Origin of the sequence: Wujia chipingensis, assembly GCF_014337155.1 — a bacterium.
GTDB lineage: Bacteria > Bacillota > Clostridia > Lachnospirales > Lachnospiraceae > Coprococcus_C > Coprococcus_C hominis.
Genome location: NZ_CP060632.1, coordinates 477,793 through 495,886 on the forward strand (window position 1 = coordinate 477,793; position 18,094 = coordinate 495,886).

General features: G+C 43.9%; 20 protein-coding genes and 2 tRNA genes. 16 read left to right on the plus strand and 6 right to left on the minus strand.

Annotated elements, in window-relative coordinates; genetic code table 11:
- The first annotated feature begins 7 nt into the window (after positions 1–7).
- The gene (locus tag H9Q76_RS02330; protein ID WP_249321497.1) at positions 8–811 is read left to right on the plus strand and encodes a TraX family protein; all 804 of its coding nucleotides are present in this window, start codon (positions 8–10) and stop codon (positions 809–811) included.
- A 6-nt stretch (positions 812–817) separates the two neighbouring features.
- On the opposite strand, the gene fliD is transcribed toward H9Q76_RS02330, so the two are convergent.
- Positions 818–2,077, minus strand: coding sequence for a flagellar filament capping protein FliD (gene fliD / locus H9Q76_RS02335; RefSeq protein WP_021984633.1), 1,260 nt, complete (start codon positions 2,075–2,077; stop codon positions 818–820).
- Between the two features lie 204 nt (positions 2,078–2,281).
- Between fliD and rpmG the strand changes: the two genes are divergently transcribed.
- From rpmG to H9Q76_RS02380, 9 genes are all read left to right on the plus strand, one after another.
- Entirely contained in the window at positions 2,282–2,431 is a 150-nt protein-coding gene (gene rpmG, locus H9Q76_RS02340) for a 50S ribosomal protein L33 (RefSeq protein WP_021984632.1), read from the plus strand.
- A gap of 15 nt (positions 2,432–2,446) precedes the next feature.
- Positions 2,447–2,656: a preprotein translocase subunit SecE gene (gene secE / locus H9Q76_RS02345; protein ID WP_021984631.1), complete on the plus strand. Its 210-nt coding sequence runs from the start codon at positions 2,447–2,449 to the stop codon at positions 2,654–2,656.
- A gap of 12 nt (positions 2,657–2,668) precedes the next feature.
- Entirely contained in the window at positions 2,669–3,256 is a 588-nt protein-coding gene (gene nusG / locus H9Q76_RS02350) for a transcription termination/antitermination protein NusG (protein WP_021984630.1), read from the plus strand.
- Between the two features lie 21 nt (positions 3,257–3,277).
- Positions 3,278–3,703 (plus strand): 50S ribosomal protein L11, encoded by a 426-nt coding sequence (gene rplK, locus H9Q76_RS02355; protein WP_021984629.1) that lies wholly within the window; start codon positions 3,278–3,280, stop codon positions 3,701–3,703.
- A gap of 55 nt (positions 3,704–3,758) precedes the next feature.
- On the plus strand, positions 3,759–4,448 hold the full coding sequence (gene rplA / locus H9Q76_RS02360; protein WP_021984628.1) for a 50S ribosomal protein L1: 690 nt from the start codon (positions 3,759–3,761) through the stop codon (positions 4,446–4,448).
- A gap of 149 nt (positions 4,449–4,597) precedes the next feature.
- Positions 4,598–4,843, plus strand: coding sequence for an acyl carrier protein (locus H9Q76_RS02365; RefSeq protein WP_021984627.1), 246 nt, complete (start codon positions 4,598–4,600; stop codon positions 4,841–4,843).
- Positions 4,844–4,861: 18 nt separating this feature from the next.
- A complete protein-coding gene (locus tag H9Q76_RS02370; RefSeq protein ID WP_021984626.1) occupies positions 4,862–5,917 on the plus strand; it encodes a hypothetical protein in 1,056 nt (351 codons plus the stop codon).
- A gap of 1 nt (position 5,918) precedes the next feature.
- Entirely contained in the window at positions 5,919–6,644 is a 726-nt protein-coding gene (locus H9Q76_RS02375; protein ID WP_182432453.1) for a 4'-phosphopantetheinyl transferase family protein, read from the plus strand.
- Between the two features lie 161 nt (positions 6,645–6,805).
- A tRNA-Arg gene (locus H9Q76_RS02380) sits at positions 6,806–6,879 on the plus strand.
- A gap of 432 nt (positions 6,880–7,311) precedes the next feature.
- Here H9Q76_RS02380 and H9Q76_RS02385 read toward each other — a convergent pair.
- Positions 7,312–7,384 (minus strand) — tRNA-Gln (locus H9Q76_RS02385).
- Positions 7,385–7,646: 262 nt separating this feature from the next.
- Between H9Q76_RS02385 and H9Q76_RS02390 the strand changes: the two genes are divergently transcribed.
- The 5 genes from H9Q76_RS02390 (at position 7,647) to H9Q76_RS02410 (ending at position 11,554) form a co-directional block, all read left to right on the plus strand.
- On the plus strand, positions 7,647–7,997 hold the full coding sequence (locus tag H9Q76_RS02390) for a hypothetical protein (protein ID WP_021984625.1): 351 nt from the start codon (positions 7,647–7,649) through the stop codon (positions 7,995–7,997).
- A gap of 42 nt (positions 7,998–8,039) precedes the next feature.
- Positions 8,040–8,879, plus strand: coding sequence for a CvfB family protein (locus H9Q76_RS02395; protein ID WP_021984624.1), 840 nt, complete (start codon positions 8,040–8,042; stop codon positions 8,877–8,879).
- A gap of 109 nt (positions 8,880–8,988) precedes the next feature.
- On the plus strand, positions 8,989–9,369 hold the full coding sequence (locus H9Q76_RS02400) for a RidA family protein (protein ID WP_117781302.1): 381 nt from the start codon (positions 8,989–8,991) through the stop codon (positions 9,367–9,369).
- A gap of 127 nt (positions 9,370–9,496) precedes the next feature.
- Positions 9,497–10,522, plus strand: coding sequence for a branched-chain amino acid aminotransferase (locus H9Q76_RS02405; RefSeq protein ID WP_117781301.1), 1,026 nt, complete (start codon positions 9,497–9,499; stop codon positions 10,520–10,522).
- 57 nt (positions 10,523–10,579) lie between these two features.
- Positions 10,580–11,554, plus strand: a complete 975-nt coding sequence (locus H9Q76_RS02410) for a glycosyltransferase family 2 protein (protein WP_242995502.1) — start codon at positions 10,580–10,582, stop codon at positions 11,552–11,554.
- A 55-nt stretch (positions 11,555–11,609) separates the two neighbouring features.
- On the opposite strand, the gene H9Q76_RS02415 is transcribed toward H9Q76_RS02410, so the two are convergent.
- The 4 genes from H9Q76_RS02415 to H9Q76_RS02430 all read right to left on the minus strand — a co-directional run bounded on the left by H9Q76_RS02415 (position 11,610) and on the right by H9Q76_RS02430 (position 16,191).
- Positions 11,610–12,182 (minus strand): phosphatase PAP2 family protein, encoded by a 573-nt coding sequence (locus H9Q76_RS02415; RefSeq protein ID WP_227573363.1) that lies wholly within the window; start codon positions 12,180–12,182, stop codon positions 11,610–11,612.
- A 133-nt stretch (positions 12,183–12,315) separates the two neighbouring features.
- Complete coding sequence (locus H9Q76_RS02420; protein ID WP_118671408.1) at positions 12,316–13,926, minus strand: CTP synthase; 1,611 nt, start codon at positions 13,924–13,926, stop codon at positions 12,316–12,318.
- Between the two features lie 96 nt (positions 13,927–14,022).
- Entirely contained in the window at positions 14,023–14,982 is a 960-nt protein-coding gene (locus tag H9Q76_RS02425) for a glycosyltransferase family 2 protein (RefSeq protein WP_249321499.1), read from the minus strand.
- Between the two features lie 36 nt (positions 14,983–15,018).
- Positions 15,019–16,191 carry a glycosyltransferase gene (locus H9Q76_RS02430; RefSeq protein ID WP_249321501.1) on the minus strand — a complete coding sequence of 391 codons (1,173 nt, stop codon included), beginning with the start codon at positions 16,189–16,191 and terminating at the stop codon, positions 15,019–15,021.
- Between the two features lie 268 nt (positions 16,192–16,459).
- Here H9Q76_RS02430 and H9Q76_RS02435 point away from each other — a divergent pair, with 268 nt between their 5' ends.
- A complete protein-coding gene (locus H9Q76_RS02435) occupies positions 16,460–18,085 on the plus strand; it encodes a metallophosphoesterase family protein (RefSeq protein WP_249321504.1) in 1,626 nt (541 codons plus the stop codon).
- Positions 18,086–18,094: the final 9 nt, after the last annotated feature.

An 18,094-nucleotide genomic window follows, 5' to 3' on the forward strand; every position in this document is an offset into this window, starting at 1 on the left:
TGGTAGATTGGAACAGACGATGCAGGCAGAAAAAACAGAGGATATACGCACGGGAATTACAGGCAGTACGCTCAAGATCATTGCTATAATCACAATGCTGATTGATCACATTGGGGCAACCATTGTGTTACAGCTTGTCCAGCGCAATTCGGATAATTTTGATGCATTTGGAAATGTGCGTATGACAGGGATGGTTATCCTGTATTATGTTCTGCGTGGCATTGGCAGATTGGCATTTCCCATTTTTATTTTTCTGTTGCTAGAGGGATTTCAGTATACACATAACCGGTTTCTCTATATTGGACGACTGTTGCTTTTTGCGATCATTTCTGAGATTCCGTTTGATCTGGCAGTGAATCTGTCGACGAATAGCGTCTTGAAAGGGCATGTATTGGAATTTACCAGCCAGAATGTATTCTTCACATTGGCAATCGGTATGATTGTACTGACCGCGTTGGAGGGCTTGCGTACCCTGCAAATGGATACGATTCTGAAAACAATTCTGATCGTTGGTGTGGTTGCGTTTGGGGCGGCGCTTGCATATGCGCTGCATACAGATTATGGTGCAGTCGGCGTTCTGGCGATCTGTACGGCATATGGATTCCGGAATCAAAAAAAGGAACTGCGGATGGCAGCTCCTTGTGTTGTATTATCAGTATTAAATATGACAGAATTATGCGCACTTGTGGATGCAGGCATTGTCCATTTTTACAATGAAAAACGCGGGTTGAAATTAAAATGGGTATTTTACATATTCTATCCGCTGCATTTGCTGATTCTTGCTGGCATCTGCGTGCTGCTTTTTAAATAGAAAATATTATGCATAATTGTTATACATCAGACCACTGTAAACAGACTGCGTATAGGTTGCGGTCTGTTTTTCTTTTGCGTTCGGATATGTCACAATCAGGCGGTCGATGTAAGCGAGCGGATCTAAGGTCAGACGATTCACTGTCTTTCCAATATCTGCCCGAAGGCTGGAATTTTCTCCAAACAGTGTATTTAATGTATCGTACGAAATGCCGTTTGCCTGTGCAACATCAAACTGCATGCGATGATCCTCGCCAATGGTAATGCCGATGGAGGCAAGCTGTTCCTCATGACGTGTGACAATACCAGAGATATCGTGATAGAGGTTGCGGCTTCCAATCGAGGTTGGCTCGCCCTCCTCGGAGAGGGTAACTAACTGATTGTATGCATCAGTGAAATTTGTCATCTGATCGACAAGCAGACTTTTGTCCGGTGTGAACTGCACATTTACTGGTGTATCTGTGACCTTATGAAAATCAAATTCCGCAACCTGATTGATCGAGATATGATTGGAGGTTGAGGAATGCACCAGATCGTTGATGTAAAATCGCGCATTTTCCGGATAGGTCTGTATCTGATTGAGTCCGAAAGTATCAACTACTTCGGCACCCTGTTTTTTATCAAATGTAAAATATAAGGAAGAAACGGTCTCTGGCGTACCTGTATCCGCAGAAGCGAGCATAAGTGCACTCGTATTTCCTTCCTTTATAATAGAAGCGCGTACATCAATATGCCTGCGGTTGATCTGATCGGCAAGCTGTTCCTGCAAAGACAGGTTTGTATCAGCACCGGAGACAGACAATGTAAATGGGAGATTGCCATGTATCGTCTGCATGGAGAAGCTGTAGCTGCCCGGTGCAAGTGCCGTGCCGTCGGAATCAAGGTAAGTGCCGACATTTACCTGCTCGTTGGCAAGCTGGTCGATCTGCAGAGTCATATGATCCGGGAGTTCGCCAGACGCATGTGCACGGAAAGAACCAGATACCGCATCTGGATTATCTGTGAAGATCTGCTTCTTTGTGTAAAGCTCACTGTCTGGATTCGCCAATTGGTCGGTGATGTCACGCAGGGTTAGCGCCTGTTCCTTGATATCAATCATATGCTCCTGTCTCGATTCCGAGAGGGAAACCAGATAGAGCGGGGATGACTGATTGTATTTGGAAATACTGTTGTAAACCGCTTTGAGTTCGGAAGCCTTGTGCGTGCGTGTGCGACGCTTCGGTACAAGATCATGGTTTAAATAATTGTACACTTGTGATATATTCATATAAGAAGGCCTCCTTTCCCAATATAATGGTTTTGTTATAATTAAATATATTATAAATATCGTAAAAATTCAACTTTTTCCTTGACTTTATATGCAGGTTTTGTTATTCTAAAGCTTGCGATGGAAGAGGTCCTTTTTTTTTGCACGAAAAAAGAGGATTCTAAGATGTCATCTGTGAAAAAATAAATATGGAGGTGGACAGTTGTGCGTGTAAAAATTACATTGGCATGTCAGGATTGTAAACAGCGTAATTACAATATGACAAAGGATAAGAAAACGCATCCAGACAGAATGGAAACAAAGAAGTATTGTAAGTTCTGTAAGAAGCACACGATGCACAAGGAAACAAAGTAATCGGAGGAGTAGTCTATGTCAAAAAAAGAAGAGACTTCTTCACCTTCCTTGAAGAGAAGCTGGTTTCAGGAGCTGAAAGCAGAGTTCGGCAAGATCACTTGGCCGACAAAGGACAAGCTCGTGAGACAGTCTGCGGCTGTAATCGTGATTTCCGTAATTCTCGGATTTATCATTGCAGGTGTGGATTACCTGTTACAGATCGGTTTAACTTATATTGTTGGTTAGGTAGGTGAATGTATGTCAGAACTATTCGAAAACGAAGCTGCAACATCTGGAACACCAGAAAGCGGAATTCCGACCGATGGTGAGGCAAGATGGTATGTAGCTCATACCTACTCAGGTTATGAGAACAAGGTGAAAAATGATATCGAGAAGACTGTTGAAAACAGAAAGCTTCAAGAGCAAATCCTTGAGGTAACCGTACCGGTTCAGGAGGTAATTGAGACAACAAAGACAGGCGCGAAAAAGACAGTTCAGAGAAAGTTGTTTCCGGGTTATGTTCTGGTTCATATGTATATGAACGATGTTACATGGTATGTAGTTCGTAACACACGGGGTGTTACAGGATTTGTAGGTCCGGAATCCAAGCCGGTTCCTTTGACAGAGCGCGAGATGCGTGCGATGGGTATCGTGACTGAGGCACCAGTGGTTCACATTGATGTGGAAGTTGGCGATCAGATCAAGGTTATTACCGGAGCTTGGGAAGGCAATGTTGCTGTTGTTAAGGCAATTAACGAGAGCAAGAGAACCGTAACCATTGACGTTGACATTTTCGGACGTGCTACATCTGTTGAGATTGGATTTGGAGATATCCAGAAGATGTAAGAGGTTTAGGAGGTAGCTATAATGGCTAAGAAAGTAGAAGGATATATTAAATTACAGATTCCTGCAGGAAAGGCAACACCTGCACCACCTGTTGGTCCTGCACTTGGACAGCACGGTGTAAACATTGTACAGTTCACAAAGGAGTTTAACGCAAGAACTGCTGATCAGGGCGATATGATCATCCCTGTTGTTATCACAGTTTATGCAGATAAGAGTTTCAGCTTTGTAACTAAGACTCCACCGGCAGCAGTACTGCTTAAGAAGGCGTGCGGCCTTAAGTCAGCATCTGCAGCACCGAACAAGACAAAGGTTGCAAAGATTTCTAAGGCTAAGGTTCAGGAGATCGCTGAGCTGAAGATGCCAGACCTGAATGCAGCAAGCCTTGAGGCTGCTATGAGCATGATCGCTGGTACAGCTCGTTCTATGGGAATCGAAGTTGAGGACTAATAAGAAATAATCGTAGGAGGGTCGCTCCCGCAAAAACTACAGGAGGTTTATTTGAATGAAAACAGGTAAGAGATATTCAGAAGCTGCAAAGCTTATTGAAAAGACAAAAACATATGACTTAGAAGAGGCTGTTGCACTCGTTAAGAAAACAGCTAGCGCAAAGTTTGATGAGACAATCGAAGCTCACTTCCGTTTGGGCGTAGATGGTCGTCATGCAGACCAGCAGGTTCGTGGTGCAGTTGTTCTTCCTCACGGAACAGGTAAGACTGTAAAGGTTCTCGTATTTGCTAAGGGTAACAAGGTAGACGAGGCTCTTGCAGCAGGCGCTGATTACGCAGGTGGAGATGAGCTTGTACCAAAGATCCAGAACGAAGGCTGGTTGGATTTTGATGTTGTTGTTGCTACACCAGATATGATGGGTGTTGTTGGACGTCTTGGACGTGTCCTTGGACCAAAGGGCTTGATGCCAAATCCAAAGGCTGGTACAGTTACTATGGACGTAACAAAGGCAATCAACGATATTAAGGCTGGTAAGATTGAGTACAGACTTGATAAGTCAAACATTATCCACGTGCCAATTGGAAAGGCTTCTTTCACAGAGGAGCAGTTAACAGACAACTTCCAGACTTTAATAGATGCAGTTGTTAAGGCTAAGCCTGCAGCAGCAAAGGGACAGTACATTAAGAGCTTAGTAGTAGCTTCTACAATGGGTCCTGGCGTAAAGCTGAACGTTACAAAGTACTAAGATTTAGCCGTAACAGAGAAAAGAGTGTGAATGGATTCCGACACGGAGTGCATGCGCACTCTTTTTTTCTTGCTTTTCAGACGCAATAATAGTAAAATTAAAGTACTTGAGACATCGAGAAAGTAATTTATACCAAGGGGGTACAGACAATGGAAAAGGAACAGATTGTAACGAAACTTACGGAAGTGATTCATGATGTGTTACCGGAATTGGATGAGGTAGATATGCATGCAAATATGGTAAACGAATATGGCGTGAATTCCGTATCTTTGATTCGCCTGCTCGTAGCAGCAGAAAGCAAGTTTGATATTTCATTTACCGATTATGAGCTTGCACTCAGCGATTACGATTCGTTCAGCGATATTGCAGCAGTGATAGCGGAAAAATTAGCATAGATTGGGAGGAACAGTAAAATGGCAGATATGAAAAAATTACCAGTAACATATCCAATGATTACATCTTGGCAGTGGCATGCAACACTGTTTTCCATTCTCTCAGATGATGAGAATGCAAAGAAATGGATTTTCAGCAACTACATTCAGCTTCGTTGCTACAACATTCAGGAGATCTTCACAGGCGATGATATGCTTCTCGCAGATATGATGCCAGGAAGCAGCGCATTGAAGCAGTGTCCATACCTGATGTTCTCACTTCTTACGAAAGAGCAGATTCAGAGCTATTGTGGAAACATCATTGATTTCATTATCAAGACTATCGACCTGAATGGATATGTATATGGCGTATTTGATGAGGCAAAGATTTTGTGTGATGCAGAGGTAGATTACAAGTTCCCTCATGAGTTATTCATCTATGGATACAACCGTGACGAGGAAGTATTCTATGTAGGAGACTTCACATTCCAGGATCATTATTCATATAACACAGTCAGCTTCTCTGATCTGGAGCGTGGCTATGAAGTTATCACAGAGCAGGATGACCATGTATTTAAGGATGATCACAAGGGTGGCCGTGGATTGTATGTTGTTATGAAGAACACCGAGCATCCAATCTATGAAGTGGATATAGAGCTGATTAAGCAGACAATCAGTGAGTACCTGAATTCTCAGGATACAAAGGATCATTTCCGTATGCTTCGTAACCGTTTTGATGATACAACATTTGGTATCAAGGTTTATGACAAGGTGCTTGCACAGATCGAGAAGCAGCTGCATGCAGAGGAGCCAGATTTCGATATCCGTGCATTGCATGTAATGTATGACCATAAGGTTTTGATGTTAGAGCGTATTAAGTATCTGATGAATCACGGATTCCTGAAATACAACGAGGATACGATCAATGAGTACCAGACGGTTGTTCGTAATATGCTGACCGCTCGTAACCTGCTTGTCCGTATCTCTATCACAGGTGAGATTGAGTCTTCAGTCAGATTCAAGACATACCTCGATGCAGCAAAGGAGAAGGAAATCAGCATTCTCTTCCGTATTCTTGCAGAACTGGAAGATAAATAATATGACAAAGATTCATGTATCGGTTGTAAAAGTAAATCGTGAATACTTAGAACAACATTTTGATGAATTGGTCGAACGCTTATACCCGGAACGAAAGTCCCGGGTATTGGCTTTTCGTAGGCGGGAACCAGCATATACATCGATCGTAGCAGGTTTATTGTTGCAGACACTTGTAGAAGAAAAGCTTGGTATCTCCCCGCAGGCATTGGTGCTTGAAAAAAACGAGAATGGAAAGCCAACGGTACAGGGACATCCAGCGTTTTATTTCAATCTCTCCCATGCGGGTGATTATGTCGTGCTGGCGCACGGTGATGTGCCCCTGGGGGTCGATATCGAGCAGATCCGGGAAAAGGATAATCTGCGTGTTGCCAGACGTTGCTTTACCGAGCGGGAGTATGCTTATGTATCCGGACAAAAAGAGGTGGTATCTCAGGAGACGGCAGGTGCGCCTGGTGAGGTGGCGGAGAAATCGGGGTTCGAGCCGGATGACAGTTTGTGTGCAGAGCGGTTCTTCTATCTATGGACGATGAAAGAGGCATATCTGAAGCTTACAGGCGATGGAATCAGTGTGCCGCTCAATTCCTTTGAAATCGATCCGGTGCAGAAAACCGTCATTGGTACATCGTACCGGTATTTTATGCTTCGGATGGATGATTATTGGATTTCTGTGTGTGCGGAGGGGGATTGTACCGTGGAATACAGGCTGGATTCCTGCATCCGTTTTTGAGATGGTCGGTTATGCCGATCTTATGGAGACATCCGGGTTTGTACGTTTGGACTTTTGAGGATTTTGAAATTTGAAATTTGAATTCAATTTTGTTAAGAAATCGCTTGACATTTAGTTGAAACTACGATAGAATATCATCTGTTGTGAGACACAACACAGATGCGGTCGTAGCTCAGCTGGATAGAGCACTTGGCTACGGACCAAGGTGTCGGGAGTTCGAATCTTCTCGGCCGCATAACTTAAAGCTTCTCGAGCAATCGGGAAGCTTTTTTGCGCGTTCCTACAAGCACTGCACACCTGCATGCACGCGTATAGCGCGCCAGCGCGACACGAACATGGAGCGAAGCGGAATGTGAGTGTGCAGTGCTATATATAATATAATAAGGCAGATAAGACGAGAGATTCAATCTTTAATTTTATAGTTAATATGCGAGCAACCAAAGTGTAGATACGGATGATATATGCAACAAATACTCAAGCAGACCGTTGAAATACATCGGCACTTAATGAGCGGCAGCAATTTTGCTGCTGCGAATTTAGTACCGTTATGTATTGAACCGAGCGAGAGCGCGTCTGCGGAGGATTCTGTTGCATATATTATCCGTAGGATAAATGGGGCTCGCAATTCAAAATAAAAAAGACGATCGAACCTCGACCGTCTTATAAGCTGGGCTACCAGGATTCGAACCTGGAAAATGCTGGAGTCAGAGTCCAGTGCCTTACCATTTGGCGATAGCCCATCATTATGAAGTTTGGAGACTCTTTTGTGTCTCACAAGATGGTATTATATTACATGTCTTTTGAAATTGCAAGCCTTTTTTGAAAAAAAATTACAAAAAGTTGAAACATACTACAATTCCGCCTACTTGTCAGGAATTGGATAAATAATTGTTTGACAAACGGAAACAAATACTATATGATTGCTTACGTTGAACGCTAGGAGAAAACAAAGATTTATGTAAATCGATTGCGTAGTGAACAACCATTTGAAAGGAAGTAATTATGAGCAGCGTAATATATGTGGTTCCGTGGGCCATTTGTGATACAGAAAGCATATATGTGAAGAAAGTCAAGGGCGACGATGTACAGGTGCCAGAGAAGGGCAGTGAGTTTAATTCATGGTGCATCCGAAACGTGATTGCAAGTCCGGATCGCAGAACAAAGGATACGTATGCGATTGTGGATGTATTCAATGGCTATAAGGAAAAGATGAATGAGAAGGGCATGTCTGTGTTCTCACTTACCAATTCACAGGATGTATTGGAAAATCTGGGCTTCCAGAAAGCGGATGATACAGAGGCATCATTTATAAAGAATAAAGTTTTGAAGTTGAATAAGGACAAGAAAAAATAGACCACGCATGTTTGTGGTCTATTTTTTAGAAAGTAGGAAAAAATGATAGAAATTGGAAAATGGAATGATCTGAAAGTCATTCGCTCGAAAGACTTTGGTATATACCTTGGTGAAGAGGACAGCTCGACGGCAGAGACGGTGCTGCTTCCGAGAAAACAGGTGCCGGAGGGTGTGAAAGCCGGTGCATCCCTGCGCGTCTTTATTTACCGTGATTCACAGGACCGAATCATTGCGACAACGAATACACCATTGATCACAGTCGGTGAGGTAAAGAAGCTGCAGGTAAAGAGCGTGACAAGCTTAGGTGCATTTATGGACTGCGGGCTGGAACGTGACGTGCTGCTTCCATTTAAAGAACAGACGGCGAAGGTGGAGGCTGGGAAGTCCTATCTGGTGCGGATGTATGTGGATAAATCCGGACGTCTGGCAGTGTCAATGAAGATAGGAAAAGAATTGCAGCCAATCGAAGGCTACGAAGAAGGACAGGATTTCGTTGGAACCGTGTATGAGTTCAAGAAGGATTTTGGTGCATTTGTGGCAATTGACGACAAATATCCGGGACTCATCTATACAAGTGAATTGTATGCGCCAGTGAGGGTCGGCGATGAAGTACATGGCAGAATCGTAAAGATCCGTCCGGATGGAAAGGCAGATCTCGCGTTGCGGAAGCTTGCGTATGCGCAGATGGAAGAGGACAGTGAGATGGTATATGCCGTTATAAAGAGTTATAAGGGCGTTTTGCCGTTTACAGATAAGGCAGATAAGGATATAATCAAGAAGGAGTTCGGACTCAGTAAAAACGCGTTTAAGCGCGCCTGTGGACGTCTCTTAAAAGAGGGAAAGATCCGCATTACGGAGAAGACAATCGAACTCGTTGATTAGATAACATTTATAGGAGGCGCATATGTGCGAAGCACATATTCAGGATGCGCCGACGACATGCCGCCGAACGAATGTGAGGGGGCAACACCACAAAGGAGGTACTTATATTATGAAGACAGTGATTCAGACACCAAAGGCACCAGCCGCAATCGGACCATATTCACAGGCGATTGCAGTTGGAGATATGATTTATACATCAGGTATGATTCCAATCATTCCAGAAACGGGCGAGCTTGAGACAGGCGATGTTAAGGCACAGGCGAAGCAGGCAATCGGAAACCTGATTGCGTTGTTGAATGAGGCAGGCAGCGATGCGGAGCATGTGGTAAAGACGACGGTATTTATTAAAGATATGAATGATTTTGCGGCAGTGAATGAAGTATATGCAACGTTCTTTGAGAAAGACTGTCCGGCACGTTCGTGTGTGGAGGTTGCAAGACTTCCAAAGGATGTGAAGATTGAAATCGAAGCAATCGCAATCAAAAAATAATATAATAAGTATATTGAACAGTAAAAACAAGTGAAAACGCTCGATTATGTTATTTTCTGCTTGCATAATTACATATGAGTGGTAAAATAAAGGGCAGATAATACGCATGAGGGAAAGGAAGTAATAAATCATGAGCAAAAATATTGATTGGTCTTCACTCGGCTTTGGCTATGTGCAGACAGACAAGCGTTTCGTATCAAACTATAAGAACGGTGCATGGGATGATGGTGTACTGACCGAGGATGCAACAGTTAATCTGAGTGAGTGTGCCGGAGTTCTTCAGTATGCACAGACCTGTTTTGAAGGTTTGAAAGCATATACAACAGAGAAGGGACAGATCGTGATTTTCCGTCCTGACTTAAATGCATCCCGTATGGCAGATTCCTGCAAGCGTCTGGAGATGCCTGTATATCCGGAGGATAAGTGGGTTGATGCAGTCGTAAAGACAGTAGAGGCGAATATTGACTGGGTACCACCATATGGTTCCGGTGCAACCCTGTACATCCGTCCATATATGTTCGGCAGCAACCCGGTTATCGGTGTAAAGCCAGCGGATGAGTATCAGTTCCGTGTATTCTGTACACCAGTTGGTCCTTACTTCAAGGGCGGTGCAAAGCCAATCGTAATCCGTGTCAGTGATTATGACCGTGCAGCACCTCATGGAACAGGTCATATCAAGGCTGGATTGAACTACGCTATGAGCTTATATCCAATCGTAGATGCACATAATCAGGGCTTCGCTGAGAATATGTATCTGGATGCTGCAACACGTACAAAGGTAGAGGAGACAGGTGGAGCAAACTTCATCTTCGTTACAAAGGATGGCACATTGGTAACACCAAAGTCAGACAGTATCCTTCCTTCTATCACACGTCGTTCATTGATGGTAGTTGCGGAGAAGTACCTTGGCATGAAGGTGGAGCACAGAGAGGTTTACTTCGATGAGGTTAAGGATTTCGCAGAGTGTGGTCTGTGTGGTACAGCTGCAGTTATCTCTCCAGTTGGAAAGATTAACGACCACGGCAAGGAAATCTGCTTCCCAAGTGGAATGGAAGAGATGGGACCATATACAAAGAAGCTGTATGACGCTCTGACAGGTATCCAGATGGGACGTATCGAGGCACCAGAAGGCTGGATTAAGGTAATCAAATAATTTATGAATAAAAAAATATTAACCATCACAATTCCCTGCTATAATTCGCAGGACTATATGAAGAAGTGCGTGGATCACGCATTGCTTGGTGGCGAACTGGTAGAAATACTGATTGTGGATGATGGATCTACAGACGACACCGCGAAGATCGCAGATGCCTATGCGGAGAAATATCCGACGATCGTAAAGGCAATTCATAAAGAAAATGGTGGGCATGGCGATGCGGTGAATACCGGTATCGCTCATGCAACCGGAGTCTATTTCAAGGTCGTTGACAGTGATGACTGGCTTGATAAAGAAGCCTATAAGCAGGTGTTGAAGGTCTTGAAGAAGCTTGTGGAAGATGAGAAGGATTTAGATGTCCTGCTCTCCAACTATATCTATGATAAGGTGGAACGCCGGAAGAAGCGTGTCATGCGTTATCATGGTGCTTTGCCGGAGAAACGGATCATAAGCTGGGAAGACAGCCGGATTCGGTTCAACAAGTTTCAGTATGTATTGATGCATTCGGTGATTTACCGGACACAGCTGCTGAAGGACTGCGGACTGCAACTTCCGAAGCATACATTTTATGTGGATAATCTCTATATCTTTGAACCGATGATCCATGTGAAGAAGCTGATGTACTTAAATGTCGACTTGTATCACTATTATATTGGCAGAGAAGGACAGTCGGTCAATGAAAAGACGATGATGAAGCGGATCGATCAGCAGATGCTTGTCAATCGGACGCTGATCCAGTTTTTCAGTGAGAACCGAAAAGAACTCCCTCCACAGATGTACCGTTTCCTGTTCCAGTACTTAGATATGATGATGTGTGTTGCATCGAGTATCTGTGTTGTATCGAAGGACAAGGAGCTGTATAAGAAGAAAAAAGAGCTGTGGAAGTATCTGAAGGATACGGATGCAGAATTATACAAGGAGCTTCGAACAACGTTGTTTGGAATCACATTCAATCTGCACGGACCAACGGGCAGATGGTTTGCAAGAACCGGATATCGTCTGTTCCAGAAGTTGTTTGGATTTAATTAGACAAATAAAAAAATTCCGAAGTTTGTTTATATCAGACTTCGGAATTTTTTATTTATCATTGTTTCTTTCTGCCCCAAGGGATTACATAGACAATCGGATAGAGGATTGCTGCCAGCGCAAATGCACCGATGACATCCCATACGGAATGCTGCTTCAAAAACATGGTAGATAAGATGATCAGGATGCCGATGATTGTTGCGATTACCTTGATCCATGTTTTATCTTTCATGCCCTTGCTCCTGTACAGGGCAACGAGACAACCAAGTGTGTTAAATACGTGCAGACTTGGGAATACGTTCGTGCTTGTGTCTGTCTTATACAGCATCTTGACGAGTTTTGCACACAGGTTATTGTTGTAGGAGATATCCTGCCGCAGATCCAGACCATTGTGCCAGATGGTGCAGATGATCAGGAAAATCGTCATGCCGCTGAACAGATACGCACAGCATTGATAATATTCTTTCTTGGAATAGAAAAATTCATAGCCGACAATCGCCGGGACGAACAAAAACCACATAAAATACGGAATAATAAAATATTCACAGAACGGAATCTTGTAGTCGATTGGCATCGATACAAGATGAAAATCCGTAGTTACTGTCTTTTCCAGCCACATAAACCATGGCATGTAGAAAACGATGTAGAGTAGTGTCCATATGTGGTTATATTTTCTGATGAATTTTCCTGCCTTCATAAGGGGGTGTGAAAACCTTTCTTTTTCTTTTGTGTCACAAATCTGTTTGCCGACAGGAGTTAGTATATCATGCTTCCTCAGAATGTGCAATCGCAGCGCCAACAAATCCTAAGAATAATGGATGAGCTTTGTTAGGACGACTCTTAAACTCTGGATGCGCCTGTGTTCCGATAAACCAAGGGTGATCTGGAAGCTCGATCATTTCTACGATATGACCATCTGGAGATAAACCAGACAGGAGCATGCCGTGATCGGTCAGAACCTTTCTATAATCGTTGTTTACCTCATAACGATGTCTGTGACGTTCGTTGATGTGGTCCGTACCATATAACTGGTATGCTTTTGAACTCTTATCAAGTACACAAGGATAAGAACCAAGTCTTAGTGTTCCGCCTAAGTCTGTGACACCATTCTGGTCAGGCATGATATGGATGACCTGATGGCTGGAACTAGGGTTGAACTCGGAGCTGTTCGCATCCGGATAGCCGACAACATTTCTTACGAATTCCACGATGGTAAGCTGCATACCAAGACATAAGCCAAGGTATGGAATCTTGTTCTCCCGTGCATAGGTAATTGCCTCGATCATACCCTCGATACCACGGTCGCCGAAACCACCTGGAACTAAGATACCGGATACATCACCTAGGATCTCTGCAACATTTTCCTTTGTTACAAGTTCGGAATCTACCCACTTGATCTCAACATCCGCACGATGTGCGACACCGGCATGCTTCAGGGATTCTACAACAGAGATGTAAGCGTCGTGCAGGCTGACATATTTTCCAACTAAAGCGACACGTACCTTCTTCTGCGGATGCTTCCAGTTGTCAACCATGGCGATCCAGTCGTCAAGATCTGGCTTTGGACATGGGATATGGAGGCATTTGCAGGCCGCATCGGCAAGCTTCTCGTGCTCCATAGCAAGTACCACTTCATATAATACATCCACGTCCAGATTCTGGATGACACATTCGCTAGGAACGTTACAGAAACTGGCAATCTTATCTTTAATTGCTTTGTCTAACGGAAGGTCGGAACGGCAAACCAGGATATCTGGCTGGATACCAAGTGACTGACAAGTTTTTACACTTGCCTGTGTCGGCTTTGTCTTCAGTTCGCCGGATGATTTTAAGTAAGGAATCAGTGTGACGTGGATCATGATGCAATTCTCATGTCCGACATCCAACTGAAACTGACGAATGGCTTCCATGTACGGCTGGCTCTCGATATCGCCGACAGTACCGCCAACTTCGATGATCGCAATCTCATCGTCTTTTGCATCTGGATTACGATAGAAACGATCTTTGATTTCATTTGTAATATGAGGGATGATCTGAACCGTATGACCGCCGAAATCGCCACGGCGCTCCTTGTTCAGGATGCTCCAGTAAACCTTTCCTGTTGTCACGTTAGAACCCTTGTTCAGACTCTCATCGATAAAACGCTCGTAGTGTCCAAGATCCAGATCGGTTTCTGCACCGTCATCTGTTACAAATACTTCGCCATGCTGAATTGGGTTCATGGTTCCCGGGTCCATATTGACATATGGATCAAATTTCTGGCTGATCACTTTGTATCCGCGCGCTTTCAACAGACGTCCAAGTGATGCCGCGGTAATTCCTTTACCGAGACCGGATACAACGCCGCCAGTGACAAAAATGTACTTTACTGCCATAGCTCATTCCTCTTTCCGTTTGATTTTTATATTATCATTCTTTTTGCTTTAGAAAAATTCAAAAATCATTATAAACGAAAAGGAAAACGAAGTCAATTACAAATGGTTAGAATAAAACATAAGCTGAAAGACGCGGTTATCCTTTTTATTCTGCCGGAACAAATATTTGCCGGATTTTCCCATTTTGCGGTAGGATTTCACGTCCTGATACTTCGTTACAATGTTCAAAAACTGTTGTTTCTCCTCTGGCACATGGTAGATTCGTTCAAAGGCTTTTGCCTGTCTGGAGATGTGACCGCCATTTGTACGGCTCTGCTTCAGGCGGCGGAAGAATTTGGAACAGCCGGAAGGAGCTGCTGCACCAAGCGTATTTCCTGCATGCTGGCGGTACTTATAATGAGCGGCGCTGTCGTAGTAAACTTCGCCGAAACAGGACGCAACTAGATAGAGCCACCAGTCGTGCATGTAGATATCCTGTGGCATACTGATTCGGATATAAGACATAAGTGCCTGATTAAATACAATGCTTGCACCGCGGGCGATGTTCTCAATCAATGCGTTCCGAAAGTCCGGAATCAGTTCTTTGCCTGCGGTCTGCATAGATTCCGGAAGCAGGTTCAGTGCATCGTCCGTGTTCCAGGCATCACAACAGTAGAGAAGTGGTGTGGCAAATGTACGGATCTGGGAATCATTCTTCTTTTTCTTTGGGGATTTTGATTTGCGCATCTGTTCAAGCTTCTGGCAGGCGGTGGAAAGCTTGTCTTCGTCCCACACATCGTCCTGATCGGAGAGGGCATAGAAATCCACATCCGGGTCAGATAATTCGAACAGACGAAAGAAAGAAGCGACCACGCCGCAGTTTTCGCCACATAGGTAACAAATGTTATCGTGGAGCGCGGCATAGGCGCGCAGGATATCCACGGTGCCATCGGAAGAACCGTCGTCGCGGACGAAGAGCTTCACGGCAACATTTTTCTGATTCAAGATACTGTCTAATTGTTCTTTCAAGTAAGCTTCGCCATTGTAAGTAGATAGCAGAACCTGAACTGTATACATAATAGTCTCCTTTTATAAATGCAATGTCGTAGACCGTTAATCGGTCAACTCTGTATAAATCGTAGTCATAAGCTTGTGTACAAGCGAAATATCAAAATATTTCCTGCAGTTTGTCTGGTTTTCTTCACCAAGTGCCTGTGCAAGTGCCGGATCATTGAGAATTTTATTGATTTTTGCTGCATATGCGTCTGCGTCCTTCGTTGGAAGCAGGTAATGCTTGCTGCGTGTATGTGGCTCTGAGGCAAGCAGATCGCGGTTTCCGCGGATATCCGAAGCGATGATTGGAAGTCCGGCAGCCATCGCCTGCATGACAGCGACGGATAATCCCTCCTGAAAGCTTGTAAATAAAAACAAATCCGCGCAGTGATACAGATCCAGCACATCCGTATGATAGCCCGCGAAAAATACACGGTCACCAACCTGCTGTTTCTGCGCTAGTTCCTTTAACGATGGTTCGAGAATGCCTTTGCCGCAGATCGCAAGGATTGCATCATCACGGTTGGACTTGGCAAATGCGCGGATTGAAGTCTCTACGTTCTTACGTGGAATCAATTCCGCAACCGTCAGTATAATCTTCTTGTCGGATGGCAGAACGAATCGTCTGCATACATCCGCTTTATCAACACAGATGGAAGCAATCGTATCCGTATCCACGCCAACGCCTGGTACATAATGGACGTTTGGGTGATGAAACCGTCGTTTCGCCGCCTGATAATCCTCCTGATTTAAGGTAATCAGACAATCTGTTACATGGGACAGCCATTTTTCAACATTGTAATAAAGCAGATAATTCTTGATACCCGCACCACGGAAGAAGTGAAAACCGTGGACAAAGTAGATTACTTTTGTGCCATCTTTACGGAATTTCTTCGCGGCAAGCCGACCGACGACACCGCCAAATGGTGTTTGTGTATGCACGATCTGGCAAGGGTGGTTCCGCATATAGCGTTTCAGAATCCGGATGGACTTAAACGCTTTTCCAAGCTCTGTGATCTTCCGCGGAATCGGCAGATCGATGATCTCGATATCCTGTGCAGCAAGCTCGCTTGCGAACGCATGGATGCGTTCCACCGTGCTTGAATTTCCTTCTTGAAAATTCGCGGCAACGGAGATCGTGTAGCCCATATCCTGTAAGATGCGGATATTATCTTTATTAAAATGGTCGATCATTGATGCGGAATTCGCAATCAATAAGGCATGTTTTTCCATATACTAATGTCCTGTTTGTGTTCTTATAATCTCATTGTAGTCGTATGGGAAAATCCGTGATACAGATTTCCGTAATCAATATAAATTATACTACAAAATGTAATTCAATACAATTCAATACAATGCAAGACATCGGAATAATGTGCACAGTGTGCGTCGTGGAAATAATGTATAAAATAACTGCGAGCAAAATAAAAAAATATGCTATACTTTTAGATTGGATCAACAAATGAAATTACAATAGTTATGTTATACAAGGAGAAATACTATGAAATTTGCACATATTGCAGATGTTCATCTGGGGACGAGAAGAGAAACACCGTATCTGTATGACGGATTTTTAAATTTTATTGACTACATGGAACTGCATCCGGTGGATATGATCTTTATTACCGGAGATTTGTTTGATCATGTGCCAACGAAGGAAGATATCATGTTTGTTGATACGCAGCTGGCACGTCTGCCGAAGACCGATATCCTGTATGTCACGGGAGAGTGCGATTATCTTGCCAGGGACAGTGTTCTTTGGAACTATGAATTTGTATCACGGATGTATCTGCTGAATTGTGAAGAAATCCATAATCATGTGCCAGAAGGGGAACGTGCGGAACGGAATTCCTATGCGGAAGGGATTATGGATAGTCTGCATTTTGCAAAATATAATGTTGATGTCTACGGAATCTGCCAGTATAGCGCGCAGAATGAACGAAATGATTTTGACAGTGTATATGCCAGAAATCTCCGGGCAGTCAATATCTTTCTTGGACATGGAGGAAGTGCAAGGGTTTGCCCGTTTGATGTGGAAGATTTTGGAGGAAAGAATTTCGGGTATATCGGGCTTGGACATAAGCATCAATATCTGGCATTTGAGAAGCAACATGTATATTATCCGGGAAGTTTGGAGCCGATCAATGAGGACGAAACCGGAGAACATGGGTTTATCTATGGATATATCGACAAGCAGTTGACGAGTGTGAAATTTGTTCCAATCGCGATGCGCAGATTCGAGGAGAAGAAGGAAGAAAAAGCGGAGTTTGATTATGAGCTGTTGCAGGAACTTAACCGGGAGAATGCATTTGGTAAATGTCTGCAGACGTTTGACCAGAAGCAGACGGAGCAGGCACAGATGGCAAAGAAGAAATATGCGGACGGCATGTTGGCAAGCTTGCAGGAGCTGACGGGAAAACAGGCATTATCCACATACACACCGACACAGGTTGCAGAGGCGTGGGCGGAGCAGCAGTCACAGTTAAAGGCGGGACTGCAATCCTTGCAGCAGGAAATTGCCGCAAATGAGCAGGAACAGGCGGAACTTGAGGAAAAGCTTCTGGCGTGTCCGGATCAGACGGGAACGACGAATGTGCTGCACGAAGATATTGGGAAATTGCAGTTTGATCTGTCAAAATTAGAGTTTGAGGATCAGCAGGTGGACAAGAAATACAGCCGGAGACGGCTTGGATTTGTCCTGTGGATTGATACACCGCTTGCAATCGTATTGTCTCTGCTTGTCACTGTAGGCATGATCGATGTATTTTTTATGCAGGCATGGGAAACATGGTTCTGGTTGGTAACAAGCCTGATCGGATTTGAAATTGCATTTACGATTATAGGTTTTTGCGTGTATAATATGACAAAGAAGCTGCGGAAGAAGTTGTTTGGCACAGAGATTCCGGTGGAGACACATGCGCGGCTGCAAAGTCAGATTCGTTTGTTGGAGAGTAAGATTCACGATCTGCAATTGGAAGAAAGTTCAAGATTTTTAGATCAGAAAAACTACGACGAGAACAGCTGGAGGATGAAAGAGGTACAGAAGCAGTACCAGCAGCTGTTGGAAAAATCAGAGGTGATCTTGTCTGTGCTGGATGTGAATGCCAACAAGATAGTAAAAGAATAAAAAAATATA

Coding starts and splice junctions, on each gene's coding strand:
- secE (WP_021984631.1), top strand. CDS start 2,447: ATGTCAAAAAAAGAAGAGACTTCTTCACCTTCCTTGAAGAGAAGCTGG.
- H9Q76_RS02400 (WP_117781302.1), top strand. CDS start 8,989: ATGAAGACAGTGATTCAGACACCAAAGGCACCAGCCGCAATCGGACCA.
- H9Q76_RS02425 (WP_249321499.1), bottom strand. CDS start 14,982: ATGTATACAGTTCAGGTTCTGCTATCTACTTACAATGGCGAAGCTTAC.
- H9Q76_RS02375 (WP_182432453.1), top strand. CDS start 5,919: ATGACAAAGATTCATGTATCGGTTGTAAAAGTAAATCGTGAATACTTA.
- rplK (WP_021984629.1), top strand. CDS start 3,278: ATGGCTAAGAAAGTAGAAGGATATATTAAATTACAGATTCCTGCAGGA.
- H9Q76_RS02390 (WP_021984625.1), top strand. CDS start 7,647: ATGAGCAGCGTAATATATGTGGTTCCGTGGGCCATTTGTGATACAGAA.
- nusG (WP_021984630.1), top strand. CDS start 2,669: ATGTCAGAACTATTCGAAAACGAAGCTGCAACATCTGGAACACCAGAA.
- H9Q76_RS02415 (WP_227573363.1), bottom strand. CDS start 12,182: ATGCCATGGTTTATGTGGCTGGAAAAGACAGTAACTACGGATTTTCAT.
- H9Q76_RS02370 (WP_021984626.1), top strand. CDS start 4,862: ATGGCAGATATGAAAAAATTACCAGTAACATATCCAATGATTACATCT.
- H9Q76_RS02365 (WP_021984627.1), top strand. CDS start 4,598: ATGGAAAAGGAACAGATTGTAACGAAACTTACGGAAGTGATTCATGAT.
- H9Q76_RS02430 (WP_249321501.1), bottom strand. CDS start 16,191: ATGGAAAAACATGCCTTATTGATTGCGAATTCCGCATCAATGATCGAC.
- H9Q76_RS02420 (WP_118671408.1), bottom strand. CDS start 13,926: ATGGCAGTAAAGTACATTTTTGTCACTGGCGGCGTTGTATCCGGTCTC.
- rplA (WP_021984628.1), top strand. CDS start 3,759: ATGAAAACAGGTAAGAGATATTCAGAAGCTGCAAAGCTTATTGAAAAG.
- H9Q76_RS02435 (WP_249321504.1), top strand. CDS start 16,460: ATGAAATTTGCACATATTGCAGATGTTCATCTGGGGACGAGAAGAGAA.
- fliD (WP_021984633.1), bottom strand. CDS start 2,077: ATGAATATATCACAAGTGTACAATTATTTAAACCATGATCTTGTACCG.
- H9Q76_RS02410 (WP_242995502.1), top strand. CDS start 10,580: ATGAAGAAGTGCGTGGATCACGCATTGCTTGGTGGCGAACTGGTAGAA.
- H9Q76_RS02395 (WP_021984624.1), top strand. CDS start 8,040: ATGATAGAAATTGGAAAATGGAATGATCTGAAAGTCATTCGCTCGAAA.